16 protein-coding genes are annotated in these 18,716 nt (G+C 29.8%); all 16 read right to left on the bottom strand.

The genetic code is table 11. The annotated features are described in order from the left end of the window. Positions 1–4: 4 nt before the first annotated feature. Positions 5–694 (bottom strand): hypothetical protein, encoded by a 690-nt coding sequence (locus tag CLCHR_RS05215; RefSeq protein WP_079438641.1) that lies wholly within the window; start codon positions 692–694, stop codon positions 5–7. A gap of 51 nt (positions 695–745) precedes the next feature. Next, positions 746–3,244: a dynamin family protein gene (locus CLCHR_RS05210; protein ID WP_079438639.1), complete on the bottom strand. Its 2,499-nt coding sequence runs from the start codon at positions 3,242–3,244 to the stop codon at positions 746–748. Positions 3,245–3,722: 478 nt separating this feature from the next. Beyond that, positions 3,723–4,973, bottom strand: coding sequence for a sensor histidine kinase (locus CLCHR_RS05200; protein WP_079438636.1), 1,251 nt, complete (start codon positions 4,971–4,973; stop codon positions 3,723–3,725). After that, entirely contained in the window at positions 4,966–5,646 is a 681-nt protein-coding gene (locus CLCHR_RS05195; RefSeq protein ID WP_079438634.1) for a response regulator transcription factor, read from the bottom strand. The genes CLCHR_RS05200 and CLCHR_RS05195 overlap by 8 nt, the downstream gene beginning before the upstream one ends. Next, positions 5,639–6,193, bottom strand: coding sequence for a UBA domain-containing protein (locus tag CLCHR_RS05190; RefSeq protein WP_079438633.1), 555 nt, complete (start codon positions 6,191–6,193; stop codon positions 5,639–5,641). Before CLCHR_RS05190 ends, CLCHR_RS05195 begins: the two co-directional genes overlap by 8 nt. A 109-nt stretch (positions 6,194–6,302) precedes the next feature. Continuing rightward, positions 6,303–6,848 carry a UBA domain-containing protein gene (locus tag CLCHR_RS05185; protein WP_079438631.1) on the bottom strand — a complete coding sequence of 182 codons (546 nt, stop codon included), beginning with the start codon at positions 6,846–6,848 and terminating at the stop codon, positions 6,303–6,305. 289 nt (positions 6,849–7,137) lie between these two features. After that, positions 7,138–8,427, bottom strand: a complete 1,290-nt coding sequence (locus CLCHR_RS05180; RefSeq protein WP_079438629.1) for an O-acetylhomoserine aminocarboxypropyltransferase/cysteine synthase family protein — start codon at positions 8,425–8,427, stop codon at positions 7,138–7,140. A 75-nt stretch (positions 8,428–8,502) separates the two neighbouring features. Next, positions 8,503–9,261, bottom strand: coding sequence for an ABC transporter permease (locus CLCHR_RS05175; protein WP_242965990.1), 759 nt, complete (start codon positions 9,259–9,261; stop codon positions 8,503–8,505). 48 nt (positions 9,262–9,309) lie between these two features. Continuing rightward, positions 9,310–10,245, bottom strand: a complete 936-nt coding sequence (locus tag CLCHR_RS05170) for an ABC transporter permease (RefSeq protein WP_079438627.1) — start codon at positions 10,243–10,245, stop codon at positions 9,310–9,312. Then, the gene (locus CLCHR_RS05165; RefSeq protein ID WP_079438625.1) at positions 10,245–11,339 is read right to left on the bottom strand and encodes an ABC transporter substrate-binding protein; all 1,095 of its coding nucleotides are present in this window, start codon (positions 11,337–11,339) and stop codon (positions 10,245–10,247) included. The genes CLCHR_RS05170 and CLCHR_RS05165 overlap by 1 nt, the downstream gene beginning before the upstream one ends. A 24-nt stretch (positions 11,340–11,363) precedes the next feature. Then, a complete protein-coding gene (locus CLCHR_RS05160) occupies positions 11,364–12,149 on the bottom strand; it encodes an ABC transporter permease (protein WP_079438618.1) in 786 nt (261 codons plus the stop codon). A 31-nt stretch (positions 12,150–12,180) separates the two neighbouring features. Beyond that, positions 12,181–12,942 (bottom strand): ABC transporter permease, encoded by a 762-nt coding sequence (locus tag CLCHR_RS05155; protein WP_079438617.1) that lies wholly within the window; start codon positions 12,940–12,942, stop codon positions 12,181–12,183. Positions 12,943–13,002: 60 nt separating this feature from the next. Then, positions 13,003–14,370 (bottom strand): nitrogenase component 1, encoded by a 1,368-nt coding sequence (locus CLCHR_RS05150; protein ID WP_079438616.1) that lies wholly within the window; start codon positions 14,368–14,370, stop codon positions 13,003–13,005. 18 nt (positions 14,371–14,388) lie between these two features. Beyond that, positions 14,389–15,948 (bottom strand): nitrogenase component 1, encoded by a 1,560-nt coding sequence (locus tag CLCHR_RS05145; RefSeq protein ID WP_079438615.1) that lies wholly within the window; start codon positions 15,946–15,948, stop codon positions 14,389–14,391. A gap of 335 nt (positions 15,949–16,283) precedes the next feature. Further along, on the bottom strand, positions 16,284–17,273 hold the full coding sequence (locus CLCHR_RS05140; protein WP_079438614.1) for an ABC transporter substrate-binding protein: 990 nt from the start codon (positions 17,271–17,273) through the stop codon (positions 16,284–16,286). 296 nt (positions 17,274–17,569) lie between these two features. Beyond that, the gene (locus CLCHR_RS05135; RefSeq protein ID WP_079438613.1) at positions 17,570–18,442 is read right to left on the bottom strand and encodes an ABC transporter ATP-binding protein; all 873 of its coding nucleotides are present in this window, start codon (positions 18,440–18,442) and stop codon (positions 17,570–17,572) included. Positions 18,443–18,716 lie beyond the last annotated feature (274 nt).

Here is an 18,716-nt window from a genome sequence, read left to right as displayed (position 1 = left end):
TTTTTTATCTCCTCTTCCCAAAAAGCTTAGAAAAGAATGACCTATTTCCCCATTCTACTTCTTCTTGTATAGACTCTATTTTCTCGTTAAGTTCATTCTCCAATTTATTTATTAATTCTATTATAATATCTTTATCTTTAATTTTATCATCAATATCCTTAATTTTTCCTAAAATTGAAATTTTATTATCAAATAAACTACTTTCCATTGACTGTTCTAGCAATTCCACTTTTCCTCCAATAGATTTTTCTAATAATTCTACCTTTTCTTCAACTTTTTCTACATTAATATCATCTATTTTATTTAAAATAGCGTCTTTATTATTTGCAGCATCTTTTACAACCTTTAATCCTAAAATAGCTAATCTTTCTTCTATTGATTGAAATAATACACTGTTTTGTTCCACTATATTTTTTTTAATCGCCGTTTCTATTGTACTCTCTATAGACTTTGTTATCTTCTGTATGCTAGTATTTAAATCATCAAGTTTTTCCGCAAAATCCTCTTCTGTGAATTCTTGAAAGTCTCCCTTTAAATCATTGATTTTCTTTTCAATTGGTTTTAACTTCTCTGCCACTTCTTCAGACATGCCTCGAGATGCCTTAGAAAGTAAGGCTATCATATCATCTTGTATTTCGCTCATTATATTCTTAGTTACTTCATCACTCTGAATTAAAATTGACTTAACTTCCATTATATACTCCTTCTCCATAATAATTATCCTAATTTCTCCATCTATTTTATTTTAATTAGTTTTATTCAAAAAATAACTTAAAATTTCTTCTAAAATTTCTTTTTCCTCTACACCTCTTGATAAAGGACTTTCAAACAATTTTTCTTTCACGGTCTTATAATCACTAATTAAAAAATTATCTTTTTCTTTTCCTTCTATTAAAGCCATATTATATATCGGGTTTTTAGAATTTATTAACATATAATCATTTTTTATGCCTTTAAATCTACTTTCAATACTTTTCTCTAAATCAGTGACCTCAAATAAAAGTTCATGTACATTTTTTGCATTAATAAATTCTCTGCTTGAATCTATTACCAAATTAATCATTAAATCATCATTTTCTTTAAGAAAATAGCTCAAATTTCTGCTTTCCAAAATCTGTTTCTTAGAATTTCCTATTTGAATTCCATTAAAGATAATAAAAATATTTACTGAATAATCTTTTATGTGCTTTAATTTATTGTGTAAATCCAAATTATATCTATCACACTCATAAACAATCACTATATTCCCAAACCTATATATGCCTTCTTTTCTTATTATTTCACACTCATGTTCTTTTAGATATAAGCCATAAATCCTTGAAATAAATTCTTTACATGAATCTATATCCCATGTCCAGAAAAGTTCAAGAGCCTCCTTATTTGTCTTCTCTTTACATTTATACTTCATATATTTCCCTATTAGCAAATAGTTTTCTTCTAGTATCCTATTACTTAACATATAAAGGTTATAGTGCATATTTGAAATAGGGTATGCCACTCTTTTTTCATAATTAATATTCGTAGCGGCCACTTCATTTTCTTCGATTTTTAGGTTAATAAGTTCATCCCTAATACTTATCAAACTCTTGCTAACTTCTTCTATATTATAGAGTTCTATATTTTGACTCTTCTTTTCTTCATATTCCTCATATCTCTTGTTTACTTCATCGTAAAAAACCTCAATAGATTTTCTATACTGATGCGTCCATTCTTTCAATATCTCTATATATCTGTTTTTATTTTGATTACATATACTTCTAACCATTTGTATAGTAGCATCTTTATCGACTATTTTTTCATCATATTCTACTTCTTTATATCCCCATTCTCTATCAAAGATGTTAGATAACAATCTTTTTCCCTTATTTAATACTCCTTCTTTTTTAAACAACATTGTTCTTTCTTCAAATTTATGTTTGATCTCAATATTTTTACTTTCAACGCTTGGTAGAACATAGGAAAGCCTTATATCAAGATTAAGCTTATTATATATCTTTTTCTTTTCCTTTTCGCACTTTTTAACTATATTTAATATGTCACTTTCAATATATAAATTTTTGTTATTAATTCTATCTATTATTTCTAAATAATCTTCAACAATATCCGATGATACTTCTGCAATTTTATTTATTGTTTCAAAAATTACATCTTCAATTTCATTTATCTTAACAAATATCTCTTCTTGAGAATTTTCAAAAGTATCTAAAAGATTATCAATGTCTTTACTTTGTACTTTAATTAATTCTTCTATTGTATCTAATTCATTTCCCTTTATAATTTCTCTATCAGCATTTATTACATTATTAATTTTTTCTATAAGGCTTATGGCTCTTTGCCCATCTAGTTTAGGAATAGTTCTACCAGCACAATTTTCTATTGTATTAATAAAAGCATTAAAGTTAGAATTTTTATACAACTCTTCATCTCTTGTTATTATTCCTTTTAATCCATTAAGCGCTGATATTTGTATTACCTCAAAATCCTCTCTTTGCTCAGTAACTTCTCCTAACAGTTTTTCTGCTCTCTTTTTATGTTTTCTTAGGATAGTATTTTTATCTTCTTCAACTATTCCATTTCTGCCTATTTTCTCTTCAATTGAATCAATCATATTTTGAACTAAAATTACTTGCTTTCCTTTTTCACTAACAATTTTAATTTTCTCAGCATTAGTTCCATCACTATTAGCTTTTACTGTAGTTACAAAGATGCAGATATCTATTGTTGGAAGTAATATTTCTAAAGTCAACTTCTCATGATTTTCTAAATTCCAAGCGTCTAGTCCCGGACTGTCTATTATGTGTATATTTTCTCCCAACATAAAATTAGGTGTTGTAATATCAATTTGAGTAACATTTAGTTGATTATTAGGATTTTTACTTTCATCTGCATATTTTCCTATAATATTCTCATTAAGTTCATCGTCTTTTAAAATTTGTGGCTTGTTATCCTTAAAATATATTGTAGCTTGTCTACATTCTCCTTTAGATGCAGTAATTATAATACTAGAACTTGGCCTTATAGCCATTGGTAAAATCTTTTCACCTAAAAGTGCATTTACCAAAGTAGATTTTCCACTACTTGTTATCCCCATGATAGCCACTCTAATTGCATTATTCTTATACAGGTTTTTTCTTTCCTTAAACCACTCTATATCTTTATTGTATCTCTTTTTTATATAATCATTTTTTTGTAGAATCTCTTTAATTTCATCTATTATGTCTAGTATATAATTATTCGTTCCCATAAAATTCTCCATTACAATGCTAATTTATATTTCATATTACTTATTTATTGTTATATTACCACAATTACTAACATTTATCTAAATAAAGTGATATTTTTCAGATACTTTAACCTAATATTTAAAGCCATAAAATGACTTCATATACTATTATAAATTATAAATTCAAATAAGTGAACGTTACATCAATCAAGCACGTCAAATTTACTAATTATTCGTTCACCTTCACCAAAAGGTGTTTCTTCATCACGGCCCCCATTAAATTCTATTACCAAAATTCCCACTGTATATGGAATAGTTTTTGAGATATACAACTCCCCTTCTTGATTAGACTTTCCTATAAAACTACAATATATATAGGTAGACTTTAAGAGCAAAGAAAAAAGTGCCCTTCCCGCAAAGAGTAGCACCTTTTCTTTAAATTAATGATAATAACCACTAATATTTTCATCAATAATGAATATAACTCGGTTTGATTTGTTTAGCTTCTAGGTAAAAATATTGTTATCCTAGTACCAATGCCTTTTCTACTTAATACAGAGAAATACCCTTTATGTCCATCAATAATCCATTTAGCTATGGAAAGTCCTAGCCCAGTACCACCATTCTTTCTAACTCTTGCTGTATCTGCTCTAAAGAATCGCTCAAATATATGTGGTATGTCCTTTTCATCCATTCCTATGCCATTATCCTGAATTGAAAAAAAAGGTTCCCCTTTTTCATTTATTCCTGTTTTAAACATTATAACTTCATTTTCTTCAGTATACTTAGCTGCATTTTCAATCAATATTCTAGCTGCCTGCTTAAGTAAACCAATATCGCCATGAACAATTATTTGTTCTGAACTATGGTATCTATATATATGTTTTTCATCTATCATCTTCGACTCTTCAAGGACTTCCTTCATCATATCATTTAGTAAAAACTCTTTAGAGTTAATCTGTGTTTTACCGTTAATCCCTCGAGCTAAAAATAACAGCTGTTCTACTAGATTTTTCATATTTTCAGATTCACTTTTAATGGCTTCAATAGACTCATTTAATACACTCTCATCATTTTTTCCCCAACGATCCAGCATATTAGCATAACCTTGGATTACAGAAATTGGAGTTCTAAGTTCATGGGATGCATCAGAAACAAACCTTGCTTGTTGTTTATAAGAATCTCTCATTCTTTCTAAAAGATTATTTATTGCCTCTTCTAATCCATGAAGTTCACTATCTCCAGTATAAATTTTTTCATCTGATATTACAGGACTAATTTTAGAGATTGCATCCTCAAGATTTTGAAATTTCTCCTCATCAAAAGTCATATTGCTAAGTCTGCTTGCAGTTTGAGCTATTTCATCAAGAGGTTTTAGTGTCCTTCTAATTCTCATTGTTCCAAAAATAATTTCTTTTAGTACAGATAAGACCTGTATAACAGCTATAGCTATAGACACTCTTTGAACTAAATATAAAAAACTACCTGCCTCTTTAACCATAGTTTGACCATTACCCCAAACTACTATATAAGTTGCATTTTCTATAGGTAAGAAATTTAATGCTCTTTTGGCATTTAGTACAAATTCTCCGTAAAAATTGATTTCCCCATCAACACACCAGTATAAAATAAGAAAAAATATTGTAAGTATATCAATCCAAAGAAATTTTGAAAATAATTTTCTTACAAAAATAGAATTTAATTTTATTGCAATAGATGTAACATTTTTTGATTTGTTAACTTTACTCATCTTTTATAACGTATCCTACCCCTCGTACCGTGGATATTATTTTTGTTTTAAATGCATCGTCTATTTTGGTCCTTAAAAATCTTATATAAACATCTATTACATTAGTTTCTCCAATATAATCATAGCCACATACTTTTTCCATTAGTATATCTCTAGTTAATACTATATTCTTATTTTCCAATAAAGTTTTTAATAAAGTAAATTCTCTGTTTGTTAATTCTATTTCTGTATTATCATACATTACCTTATGTCTCATCTTATCTAAAGACAATAATCCGCAGCTTATTATGTCTGTATTTTTTCTTTCAATAACAGTCATCTTTTTAAGGGCTGTTCTTATTCTTGCTAATAACTCTTCTATTGCAAAAGGCTTTGTTATATAATCATCCGCTCCTGCATCAAGTCCAGATACCTTATCCATAACGGCATCCCTTGCAGTAAGCATTATGATAGGCAAATCTGAAGTTTTCCTAATTCTACGTAATACTTCTAATCCATTTATTTGCGGAATCATTATATCAAGAAGTACTAAATCTACTTCACCCTTCTCAGCTATTTCAAGACCTAATCTTCCATTATCCGCTTTTAAGATTTCATATCCTTCATGTAACAACTCTAACTCTACAAATCTTGCAAGCTTCTCATCATCCTCAACAATTAAAATTTTAACCATTTTTGAATCCCCTTTTTAATTTACCTTTTACCTTTTTTACATTTTCTGATATTAACTTAAGTACATGATTAATCTTATCTACCTCTCTCATTTTTCCTGATAGTGAAAATTCAAAATCAAAGAAAAGTCCTACTATATATAAAGGAATAACAATACCAAAGGAGAATATTAATAAAAGTATAATCACTGTAACTGGAATCCTAAGAAATACTTTATTTTCTTTCTTTATTTCAAAGAAAATGTTATTACATATATCTATTATTTTGCATACTTTTACAAAAATCCCTTCAAAGGTATTATCCCTTTTTGCATTATTATAATTATTCTCTTGATTTTTATTATTAGTCATCATGCTTTGAATATAATTTTCTTTATATTCATTAGTATAAAATATGCTATCAGAAGGTCTTTGAACTTTACCTATTACCTCTAAATAAACAAATGCGTCTAGAATGTCCCAATTTGACTTTTCAAGTGCAGCTTTTGCTTCTTCATAACTTATATTAGCTTCATTTTTCAATTTTTCTATAAGCTTATGATCTTCCATGAATAACCCTCCATATCTATTGTCTAAATTATACCATTTAACTTGATGTTTTTATATACAAATAAGAGGCTTCGAATAACTTCAAAACCTCTAATACTCCATCTGTAAATTAATTAGCTTTATATCCTTCTTTAAAATCACTTTTTATATTGTCCGCTGATTCTGAAGCTTTATTTAAAATATCATTAACCTTATCTTTATTAATATCATTGCCTGTTATTGAGTATTTATATCCTAAAAATAAACCAACTACTAATAATATTGTAACAGGCCAAAATCCAATTATCAGTAACAGTGCAGATATGGTAAGTGAAATCCTTACTGGTTTTTTATCTTCCTTTTTCATCTCAAAATAGTTTTCATTCCCTTTGATAATTATCTTCTTCATAAATTTAAATACCCTGCCAATAATTTCTCCAATGCCTCCACATTTCTTCTTATGATTTTCTTCATTTTCTTTTTTATTTTCTTCTTCGCCTTCTACAGCCACTTCTATAATCGTATTAGCTGCATCATTTTCAACTTTTCCTTTTCTTTCTAAGTAAATTATAGAATCTAGAAGATCAAAATCACAATTTTGTAATGCTTCCTCTGCTTCTTCATAGCTTACTTTAGTCTTTTCCATTAAAACCTTAATCATTTCATCTCTTTCCATATTAATCATCCTCCATATTTTTTTATTGTCTCTTACCTTGTTTATATAATACTTCGCAAAAATTAATCTAAAATATAAGAAAGATTAAAATCAGATTAAAATCTCATAATTTTTATTAAACACCATCAATATACATCCTCTTACAAAAAAACAGCCTTAACCTATTTATATCAATAGTTAAGGCTGTTTTTGTTTTTACTTAAGTAAGTCTCGTTTTATTTATTCCTCATAAATGCTAAAATGGAAATCCAGGCAATTTATGAGGTGCTAAATATAGTATATATTAATCTTAATCTTCAAAAGCTTGAGATAAATCATAGATTATATCATCAATATGTTCTGTTCCTATTGATAATCTTATTGTATTTGGCTTAATTCCCTGATCTAATAATTCTTCCCCTCTTAATTGTGAATGTGTTGTACTTGCTGGATGTATTACAAGTGACTTAACATCAGCTACATTTGCAAGTAAAGAGAAAATTCCTAATCTATCAATAAATGCTTGTGCTTCTTCTGCTCCACCTTTAATTTCAAAAGTAAATATAGAACCTGCTCCTTTAGGGAAATATTTATTATATAAAGCATTATCAGGATTTTCTGGTAATGATGGATGATTAACCTTCTCAACTTTTGGATGATTCTTTAAGAAATGTACTACTTTTAAAGCATTTTCAACATGACGTTCAAGTCTAAGAGAAAGTGTTTCTAATCCTTGTAATAATATAAATGCATTAAATGGACTTATGCTCGCCCCAGTGTCCCTTAATAAAGTTGCACGAATTCTTGTTACATATGCCGCTGCACCAACTGCTTCTGCAAATTTAATTCCATGATAACTTGGATCAGCTTCAGTTAATTGTGGAAATTTTCCTGAACCTATCCAGTCAAATTTTCCCGAATCAACAATTACACCACCTAATGATGTACCATGTCCACCTATAAATTTAGTAGCCGAATGAACAACTATGTCTGCTCCATATTCAATTGGTCTGAAAAGGAACGGGGTTCCAAACGTATTGTCAACTATTAGCGGAATTTTATGTTTATGTGCTATCTCTGCTAATGCCTCAAAATCTAATATATTTGAGTTAGGATTTCCAAGTGATTCAATAAAAATAGCTTTTGTATTTTCTTGAATTGCATTTTCAAAATTTGATAAATCATCAGGGTCCACAAAAGTTGCTGTTACTCCATTTGTCGGGAATGTATGTGCTAATAAATTATAAGATCCACCATATATAGTTTTTTCTGCTACTATATGATCTCCTGCACGAGTTATATTTTGCAACGCATATGTTATAGCAGCTGCTCCTGATGCAACTGCGAGAGCTGCTATCCCACCTTCTAATGCTGCAACACGTTTTTCAAAAACATCTTGTGTAGAATTTGTTAAACGTCCATAAATATTACCAGCATCAGTTAGTCCGAATCTTGCTGCCGCATGCGCACTGTTCTTAAATACATATGATGTTGTCTGGTATATTGGCACTGCTCTTGAATCGGTTGTCGGATCTGGATTCTCCTGTCCTACGTGTAGTTGCAATGTTTCAAATTTTAATTTTCTTTCTTGATTACTCATGTTTTTTGCCTCCATTTGCTTTTTATTTTTTTATTTCTTATTCTGTAAACCATAGGCATCAGATAGATTCTCTCCTTATTCTTTGTCATAAAGTATATATTTCAAATGCGGATTTCTATTTTCTAAGCGCATAACCACTGAATCCATTAATAATCCTACTATGGCAATAACAATAACTATTCCTACTACCCAATCTATTCTATACATATTCTGGGATGACCTAATTAAAAATCCAAGTCCAGAACTTCCTCCCATCATTTCTGCAGCTATTAACATAAATAATGAATAATTAAGACTCAGCTTAACACCATACATAATCTGAGGTAAAGCACCCGGTAACAATATCTTTGTTATAAGATTCCATTTATTAAGTGCAAAAGATTCTCCATGCTTAATATAAGACTCATCTACATTAAGTATTCCGGTAATTGAATTAAAAAGTATCGGCCATATGCATGTCCATGTAATGACTATGATCTGTGTGACTTCTCCAACACCTAAAATAATTATAATTAAATGATAAACAATAAATGGATTTATCTGTGAACAGGCATCTAAAACAAGTTCTACTGATTCCTGGATTTGTTTAACTAAGATACTAATTGCAACGCCTAACGGTACTGCAATAATAATTGCAAGTAAAAATCCTAAGGAAGATCGATAAAAACTAAGGCCTATATGATATAAAAGTTTTTGTTTCGAAAACAATTCTGCAATTCCAGTTATGACCTTTGAAAAAGATGGAATAAGTATAGGATCTAGTATTTTAAGTCTACAAAAAGATTCCCAAATAGCTAGAAAAATTCCTATTGTAACGTAACCTTTTATATTCACACTTTTTAATTTAATATAATTCAACTCCTTTCTTTTAACATTGCTAATTTACTCTTTGAAAAATTCAATCGGATGTTCTGCTTTATAGGCAGCCCACTTTAATTGCCCTTCTCCTAGTATTAATATTCCTGCTACGATAATTGATAATATAATAAAAATAAAATTATCTATTTTTTTGTATACTTTATGTTTTTTAAAAAGCGACACTGGTTCTTCCCAAAAAAATAATCCATTTTGTATATATTTAAAAAACCTATTTATTATAACCCCTAATGTTATTATAATTACACAACTTGCATATACTTTAGGTGCATCGAAATAGTGATGTGCTCCATTATGCAATAGATATCCAAGTCCTGAATTAACTCCCATCATTTCTCCAACAATTATAATAAAGAATGTCATTTGGACACTTACTCTAATCCCAGCAAAAATACTATGTGCAGATGCCTGAACGTATACTTTGAATATTGTATCTAATAACGAAATATTCATAGATTGAACATATTTTATTAAACCTTTGTCAATCTGTTTTATTCCTTGTAGTGTTCCAAGCAATATTGGGAATACACCTACCCATATAATTGCTGCAAGCCTTATCATTTCACCTGTTCCAAATAATGCAATAAATACAGGAATCAAAGAAAATGGATTAACTTTTGCAAAAATTCTGATTAAAGGTTCAAACATTAAATAAATATCATTATATTTTGAAAGAATTGTACCAGCTGTTACTCCTATTAAAGCAGCTAATAAAAGTCCAAATGTGAATCTCCACAATGTTGACATTATATGCATATACAGATCTTCATTTCCCCATAGATAACCTATTTTCCTTATGGTTACTGTAAAGCTTGGAAATATATCACTATTAATAATTCTAGCTCTAGCTACAAATTCCCAAAGCATAATCAAAATAATCAAACCTGATATTTCTATTAATTTATCTTTAAGATTTAAAAGAACATCTGTATCTTTTTTCATTATTGTGCCTCAAATTTATGTGTTATAATATCATCTACTTTGATAGATCCTTTAGGAATTGCTCCAGTGTTTTCTAAATCTTCAATCCATGGCTTTATGGTATCTTCATTGATTTGTGTAGTTTCAGAATAATAGTGATTTCCTTTTACTTCAGTTCCTATAAATTCGCTAGTTAGTTTTGCTGTTTCCTCAACATTGGCATTTGCCCATTTTTGTGCTTTAGTCATAGCTCTAACAAATGCTGCTACTTTATCTGGATTTTTTTCTATAAAACTATCTGAAAAGTAATATAGATAAACTCCAGTTGCTTCACCAAGTCCTGCTTCTGATGAATCTGAAATTTGAGTAAGTCCTGCTTCTGTAGCTGCATCAAAAAATGGTGGATGGACTCCTATTATATCAACTTGCCCAAGTTTTAAAGCTTGAATTTTTTGAAGATCTGATTCAAATGTAATCCATTCAAATTTGCCTCTTGAAACACCTTTGGCATCTGAAATTTTGTTTGGAATAAAATCTTCACAAGTATTGTTAAACCCAGCTGATTTTATTTTTTCATTGCCTTTATAATTTGTTAAATCGCTCCAAGTTTTAACACCAGATGCTACCGCATCTTTATTTACATAGAATCTCATATGTCTTAATTTAGGATCAACATCAGGACCTGGTTCAATTATAGAACGGCCTACGGCTTTAATTTTTGACCCTCCATATACCTTAAGTGCTAATGAATTTGGATGTGTATCTGCTACATCATTATCACCAGATAAAATTGAAGGTGTTACTGCATCATTATTTAGTTCACCAGTAAATACCAATTTCAATCCTTCCTCTTTAAAAAATCCCTTTTTATCTGCTACTAAAAAAGGTGCTAATGTACAATCCTTTCTTGTTGCTGTTTTTATTGGAAATAAATCATCACTACTAGTAGAATTACTATCAGTAGTTTTTGTGCTACTATTAGCTTCCAAGGATTCAGATGGAGACGAATATTTCGTCTTACCAAATTGTGCTCCTATAATAATACCTCCTATAACCAAAACTGCTATTACTGCTTGAATAATTCTTTTTACTTTTTTATCTTTTTCTATTGCCATTATAATTTACCCTCCTTGAATATATTAAAAAGTTTTTTCTTTCCATACAAATAATTTACTCTCTACTATGTTTAATATTTTATTTATAGCTATCCCTAATGCTGCAACAAATAATGTTCCTCCATATAAGTTAGGAAGATTATATTGTGTTTTTGCAATACTTATAAACCATCCTAATCCTGCTGATGAACTCAGCATTTCTGCTGAAATAACTAATATAAAAGCTATTTGCGCACTAAATTTAATGCCAGTAATAATATCTGGTAGTGATGCTGGTAAAATTACTTTAAAAAATTCTGTTTTAGATGATGCTCCAATTGTTCTTGCTGACTTTATTAGTAGCTTATCTACACCTTCTACTCCAGCTATAGTGTGAAAAATGATTGGCCAAACTGCAACCCAAAAAATTATTATTACTTTGCTAAATTCTCCTATTCCAAAAAACAACATAAACAAAGGGAAAAGTGCAAACGGATTAAGTTTTTCGAAAAATTGTAATATTGGAATTACGTAACTTCTTAACTTCTTTGAAATAGAAGCTAAGAAAAATCCTACTAACAATCCCACTATTAATGCCACAAAAAAACCCATTATTGCTCTTTTAAATGTCAGTAATGTATGACTGAGCAGATCACCCTTAAATATATTTGTAGCTAATTGATTAAATACTTTTAATGGTTCAGGAATAATTCCAGTATCTAAAATTCCAGTTGCAGTCGCTAAATACCAAATTATAAAGAATGCTATTGTTGATAAAGTACTAAAAATCAATTTTCCTATTTTAGATATTACTTTGTTCTCTTCCTTCACGTTACTTACCTCCTTCCTTATTTAAATTAAACTATTCTTCTTTTAAATCATCTTCCCAAACAATTATTGAGCTTTTTAAATTATCAGCTAATACCGATATTAATGCTCCCACTATTGCTATGGTCAAAATTCCTACATATAATTTTGGTACATCATAATTTTTTTGAGAATTAGAAACAATCCATCCTATTCCTGCTTCAGAACCAACCATTTCGGTACCAATAAGCATAGTAAATCCCACTGTTAATGCTGTCTTTATACCTGTAAATATTCTGCTTATGCTTCCTGGAAGAATAACATTTAAAAATATTTGTATTCCATTAGCTCCCATCGACCTTGCAGCCTTAATAAAGATTGGATCAATTTGATTTATCCCTGCCATAGTGGTAAAAAGCATCGGCCATAATATAACCCAGAAAATAATGCTTACCTTACCCGCTTCTCCAATTCCAAATAAAATTATAAATAATGGAATTAAAGTAAATGGATTAATCTGAGAAAAATTTGTAAACAGAGGATTAAAGAATCTTGCCAACTTAGGAACCCATCCTCCTAAGATAAATCCAGCTGGTACTGATACAATTGTAGCTAAAATAAATCCAATTGCCATTCTCTCAATACTTATGGCAATATGTACAAATAATTCGCCACTCAATGCCATTTTAAACATTCGTAATGCTACAGTTGAAAATGCTGGTATAAATTGAGTATCTAATACTTCAGTTCTGGCTGCTAATTCCCATATTAAAAAGAAAATAGCCACAACAATAATATTTACATATCTTTGTTTCATTCTTCCTGTCCCACCTTTCTAAATAATTTAAAATTATAAGAAATATCATCATAAAAACTTTTATGATGTTATTACCTTTGTATCTGTTGCTGTGACTATTGTATAAAGTCTTTCTAGGAACGTTAATGCACCTCTATAACCCACATAACTTCGATCAATAACAATTTCATTAGATACAGGAAGAGCAATTTCCATAATATATCCTTTTAATTCTTTTGCTAAATCTCTATCCCATGATGTACCGAAGATTATTGGTGATCTGCCCTGAAAATCAGTATTTCTAATTATTTCGTCTATTGTATATCCATCTTCGGCATATTCAACTTTAGTAGATATGCCTTCTGAAATATTTTTAAATTCATCATTTATTTGTTTTCTATATTTTTCTGGTGGATTATCTGTAATAACCTGTATAGCTGGAACTAAACCTAACTGGTCTGCCAAAAATCTATTAAGTGCTAACCCATATGTTGAATCACTAATTACAGCATACAATGAAGTTACACTCCATCCATACTCTGCATAAAATTCTGAAAAAGTATCTAAATAATAATAATATCTTTTTTCTTCCTTTTTTATGAAGTTTTCAACTTTTCTCTTATTTCTACCTGAAAATTGTGCTACTTTTCTAAGAAAATCTGATGTCTCCTTTGCTCCTATTGGTACAGTAGAAATATGCAAAAATGGTTGTCCATATTTCTTTTCAAGATATTCTGCTGTTTCAATACCAACCCATGGTGAAAGTACAAGATTAAACTGCGCTTTAGGAATGTTTTTCCATTCTTCTACACCCTTACTCTCTGTTCCAAAAAAAACATTAACCTTAAAACCCGAACCTTCTAATATTCTTTTAATTTCTTCTAAATCTCCACGCCAAAACGTATTCTGATAAGGTACTTCTGACCATAAATTAATAAGTTTCTCTTCTTTTTCTCCAGTATAATCGCCTACAAATTGATCAATAATAGCTTTAGTGATTATTTCATGACCAATTAAATTATTTCCTTTAAATCCACCTGTATCTGCATGCACAATTGGAAATCCTAACTCTTGAAATTCTTTTACAACTGCGCCTATATCATCACCTACCAATTCCCCTATACATCCATTTAGAACCACATATAAGTCTGCTTTAACTATAAGTAAAGTTCCCTTAATTAATTCTCTTAGCTTTTCTTCTCCACCAAACACAACTTCTTTTTCTGTTGCATTGACGGATGGGATTACAGGCCCAGCACTGTATCCGCCACCTTGAGCGCCATTACTCATTAATACACCAGATTGTTTTGATGTACATCCTGGGCCACAATGTGTGATTGGCATCGCATGTGGAATTGCTGATACTGATGCAAGTGCTCCTATTGCACATCCGTAACGCACTTGCTCTATAGAATTTGTTCTCACTATCTCTTTGACTTTTTTACTCATCTTTCTTCTTAACTCCTTCTAAATGTCTACTGCTATTCTTGATTCAAGTAATTCATTAAACTTCTCATCTAAAAGTTTAGGATTTTTCGCTAATACATATGGATCAGATTGTTCTAACCACCAGTCTGTATACTGCATTTCAGTATGCTCTTTCAAAATATTATGGAATTTCTTTTTTGCTAAAATATCTAGTATCTTGTTTCCCAAATATATCATTCCTTGATAGCCTATTGTTAAACTTTCATCGCTTAAAGGTGCAGCAGAAATTCCCAATTTTGATGCAAGTGGTGATAATCCTCCATGTTTTATTAAAATAAAATCTGGATTAACTCTTTTTAGCAAACTATAAAATTGATACTGCTGTCTGTTGCTAACACTAAAGTTTTTAACATCTCCATAATTATCAACTAAGTGTTTTAATGAATCTGCTTCAACATTTCCACTATCATATACGGGGTCATGGTGGAATACTAATGAACCATCTACTGATATTCCTAGTTCTCTAAGTACTGTGATAAGACCATGAGAATATCCAGAACCAGTTGAAGTAAATCCTTTTACTCCTTTTAGTTTCTTCCTTAATTCCTTGATAATAGGCTCAACTCTCTTATGTTCTTTTACAATATATTTTTCAACTAACTCTTCCCTATGGGTTACTCTTCCTATTTCTCTGAGCCATGCATCAGTTCCCTTAAATCCATAAGGTTGCGGAGCCTTTATTTCTGGTACTCCAAAATGCTGTTCCAGACCAGCTGAAAGATAGGATGATAATGTATAACAGAAACTTACAGTCCCCGCTGCTTCTGACAGCCTTTCCAAATCTTCAACACTTGCCAAATCAACTACAAAATTAACTCTAAGTCCAAGCTCTTTAAACATTGGAGTATATACATCTGATCCCCAGAGAGTTATTATATTAATTAAATCCTCCTGTTTTTTAGGATGTTTGTTTACTATTTGTCTCAAGATACCATGTTGTGTTGCATCAAAACCTGTAGTCCAGTGCTTTGACTTAAAACCTTCGCAAATCAATGGTACTACTGGAATCCCAAGTTTTTTTTCATATTCAGATGCTACACTTTCAATGTCTTCTCCAATTATTCCTGTCGCACACGATGATACTATAAAAATAGTCTTTGGTTTATATCTCTTATATGCATCTTCAACTGTCTGCTTTAACTTTTTTGTTGCTCCAAAAACCATGTCCCCTTCAAGTAAATTAGTACTAATTATTTTTACATTTTCTATTGGAAGATTTCTTGTTGCAAGTCCAAAACGAAATAATCGATTATTTCCAACTTGTCCAGCTCCACATCCTATTGGGGAATGCTGTATTAACACTGCATCTCTAATCTGACCTGCCTGGCATTCTACCATTTCCTCAGAACATCCAGCTCCTTGTGCAAATGGTCCTTCTATTTCACATAATCTGCAGCCACTATTTTTCTTACCACAACCTCTACCCTTATAGTCAGATTGTTCTATAAGTTCTTCAGCGTTACCATCCCAAGCTATAATAGTTCCAAGCCTTGTTTCACGTTTTTCCACCTCAGCAACATTTAAATTTATTTCTTTCATGTTTCTTCACCTTTCTTAATTTTGTTATTATTATGTCATAATATGGATTTCATAATTTTAACCTTTTGTAACAATCCAGATTGTACAAAACAGTAATTTAATAAACGAAAGCTGGAGGATGTATATTCTATCTTTTCAATAAAATATACATCCTCCAGCTTTCTAGTCAGATATATAAGTGTGTATGCCATAATATCATTATTTATATACTCAAACATTATTCAATTCTTATTGTCACTATCCATATAAAAATACTCGGTTTTTATTTTTATATGTATATTACCTACATTATCTCTTGTCAATATATTTTTGTAATGTCTATTTTCCAATGTATATTAGTCCCAAAATGGTAGAACATCTGCAAAGATACTCTTAAGAAAATTATCTTCATTTAAATTACTACTAATAATTCCCATTGATTTTTGAATATGTATATATTCCTTTAAATTTTCTTTACCTGTTTTAACTGATGGCATCCACATAAAATACTTTATTTTAGCTTCATCGTCATCACTTACATTTTTTATATATCCTTTTTCCAAGGCATTACTTAAATATTTATCCCTATCTTCCTCAACAGTAGCGGCTCCTTCAATCCATGCTCGTAAAATACCCGCTGTCTTTTCTGGATACTTGTCAGAAATCTCACTTCTTACTCCAGCAAAATTAATATAAAAATAATTATTACCATGACTACTATGATTATTGCCTGCTGAATTTTCATTATCTATAAGTCCAGTCTTATATATAACATTAATATTATTATATTCTTTATTAATATCCCAAACCACAGCAGCATCAACCTCTCCATTTTCAATAGCTGTTGTTGGATTTTCATCCTTTAAATAAACCCATTTAATACTATCTTCTTTTATATTATTTTTACTTAAAACATTAATAGCAGCAACCATAGTTCCATCTCCTTGATTTGCAATACCTATTTTTTTATTTTCTATATCGCTAATTTTTTGAAGATGACTATCTTTTGAAGTTATAATTTCAATAGCACCGCTTGTAATACCCATACTTACTTTCATGTTAATATTAGGCTCATTCCACTTTAAAAATTTATAGTCGCATGTAAATGCATCAATATTACCATTCTTTATTTTTTGTTCAACCTCATTATCATTAATTTTTACTAACTCTACTTTTACTCCTTCTTTCTCAAAATATCCATTTTCATATGCCGCAAATAAAGGCACTTCAGTAAAATTTCCGACATACCCCACTTTTACCACATCGTCATTTTCATATGATTTTGAGCATCCTGTAAATATCAATAATACTATCACAATAATTAATATAAAAAATTTATTCTTCATGAAAATCTACCTCTTTAATTACTTTGTGAAACTAAACTTTAACTGCTTTATCATCACTCACGTCAAAAACTTCATTCGTAACTTTAGCATTATACGTATCTGTCATAAATCTTACTCCAATACCATGTATCATATGTGTCCCCTGCTTTACTCCATTAAAAACTGCTGAAAAGTTTGGTTCAATAACTATTATTTATATATTGGAATTTTTTCTTAAATCCTATTCCAATACCAGTAGATACTGTATTATGATATTTCCTATTTTAAATTCTTGTGCATATTTCTTAATAAGACCTTTATAATACCATTGCTGGGGCTACTTCTGGAGAAATAATTCGTTTATTATTAGAATACGCCTCTTTCTTCTCTACTTTATTATGAAGATATTCGTATATCTTGTTAGTTATCAAATTGTAATCATCACAAACCCTCATATCAGAATTTGTTCTTGGTCTTGGCAAATCTATATTAACTATTTCTTTGATAGTTCCAGGATTTTTAGTCATTACAACAACTCTATCTGCAAGTAAAACTGCTTCTTCAATACTATGTGTAACAAATATTATTGTTTTATTCGTTTTATCCCAGATTCTCATAAGTTCATCTTGAAGAGTTTCTCTAGTCTGAGCATCAACTGCTGCAAATGGCTCATCCATAAGCAAAACCTCCGGATCATATGCGAGGGAACGTGCAATGGCAACTCTTTGTTTCATACCTCCTGATAATTCATGAGGATACCTGTTTTCAAATCCTTTAAGTCCTATAAGCTCAATAAATTCATCACTTATTTTATTTCTTTCCTTTTTGGGAACTTTCTTTAATTCAAGACCAAACTCAACATTTTTTCTTATTGTTCTCCACGGAAATAATGCATACCCCTGCATTACGAACCCCCTATCTAACGCTGGTCCATTAACCACTTTCCCATCAATAGAAATACTGCCTGATTCTGCTTTTACTATACCTGATATTATATCAAGAAGTGTTGATTTTCCGCATCCACTCGGACCAACAATTGCAATAAATTCTCCTTTACCAATTGATAACGAAAAATCCTTTAAAGCTTGAAATTTTTCTTTTTCTGAACTTTCCTTATCTCTTACATAATATATTTGACTCAAGTTATCTAATACAATCTTTGATTCTTTGTTTTCTTCATTTACTTCCATAATACCTTGCCTCCACCATTCATTATATTTTTTTTAGAATTATTAAATTAGATAGTGTTCATACTAATCATCCTTTCTTTCTAGTTTTTTTATAGCGTTTTTAAATCTTCTATAATTACCATTCATTGAGTTTTTTTAAGTATATAAAAAAGACATATTCTTTATAGAATATGTCCTCTGGTTTTCCAGTCAGAATTATTTTTCTTTCCAACATTTTATTAACTTTATTTATATCAATACAAAACTATTCATTTTATCTTTTAGTAATCTTATC

Origin of the sequence: Clostridium chromiireducens, from assembly GCF_002029255.1 — a bacterium.
GTDB classification, from domain to species: Bacteria; Bacillota; Clostridia; order Clostridiales; family Clostridiaceae; genus Clostridium; species Clostridium chromiireducens.
The sequence above is the reverse complement of the archived record's forward strand: the minus strand, read 5'-3'. Positions and strand labels throughout refer to the sequence as shown.

Coding starts and splice junctions, on each gene's coding strand:
- CLCHR_RS05215 (WP_079438641.1), bottom strand. CDS start 694: ATGGAAGTTAAGTCAATTTTAATTCAGAGTGATGAAGTAACTAAGAAT.
- CLCHR_RS05210 (WP_079438639.1), bottom strand. CDS start 3,244: ATGGGAACGAATAATTATATACTAGACATAATAGATGAAATTAAAGAG.
- CLCHR_RS05200 (WP_079438636.1), bottom strand. CDS start 4,973: ATGAGTAAAGTTAACAAATCAAAAAATGTTACATCTATTGCAATAAAA.
- CLCHR_RS05195 (WP_079438634.1), bottom strand. CDS start 5,646: ATGGTTAAAATTTTAATTGTTGAGGATGATGAGAAGCTTGCAAGATTT.
- CLCHR_RS05190 (WP_079438633.1), bottom strand. CDS start 6,193: ATGGAAGATCATAAGCTTATAGAAAAATTGAAAAATGAAGCTAATATA.
- CLCHR_RS05185 (WP_079438631.1), bottom strand. CDS start 6,848: ATGGAAAGAGATGAAATGATTAAGGTTTTAATGGAAAAGACTAAAGTA.
- CLCHR_RS05180 (WP_079438629.1), bottom strand. CDS start 8,427: ATGAGTAATCAAGAAAGAAAATTAAAATTTGAAACATTGCAACTACAC.
- CLCHR_RS05170 (WP_079438627.1), bottom strand. CDS start 10,245: ATGAAAAAAGATACAGATGTTCTTTTAAATCTTAAAGATAAATTAATA.
- CLCHR_RS05165 (WP_079438625.1), bottom strand. CDS start 11,339: ATGGCAATAGAAAAAGATAAAAAAGTAAAAAGAATTATTCAAGCAGTA.
- CLCHR_RS05155 (WP_079438617.1), bottom strand. CDS start 12,942: ATGAAACAAAGATATGTAAATATTATTGTTGTGGCTATTTTCTTTTTA.
- CLCHR_RS05150 (WP_079438616.1), bottom strand. CDS start 14,370: ATGAGTAAAAAAGTCAAAGAGATAGTGAGAACAAATTCTATAGAGCAA.
- CLCHR_RS05145 (WP_079438615.1), bottom strand. CDS start 15,948: ATGAAAGAAATAAATTTAAATGTTGCTGAGGTGGAAAAACGTGAAACA.
- CLCHR_RS05140 (WP_079438614.1), bottom strand. CDS start 17,273: ATGAAGAATAAATTTTTTATATTAATTATTGTGATAGTATTATTGATA.
- CLCHR_RS05135 (WP_079438613.1), bottom strand. CDS start 18,442: ATGGAAGTAAATGAAGAAAACAAAGAATCAAAGATTGTATTAGATAAC.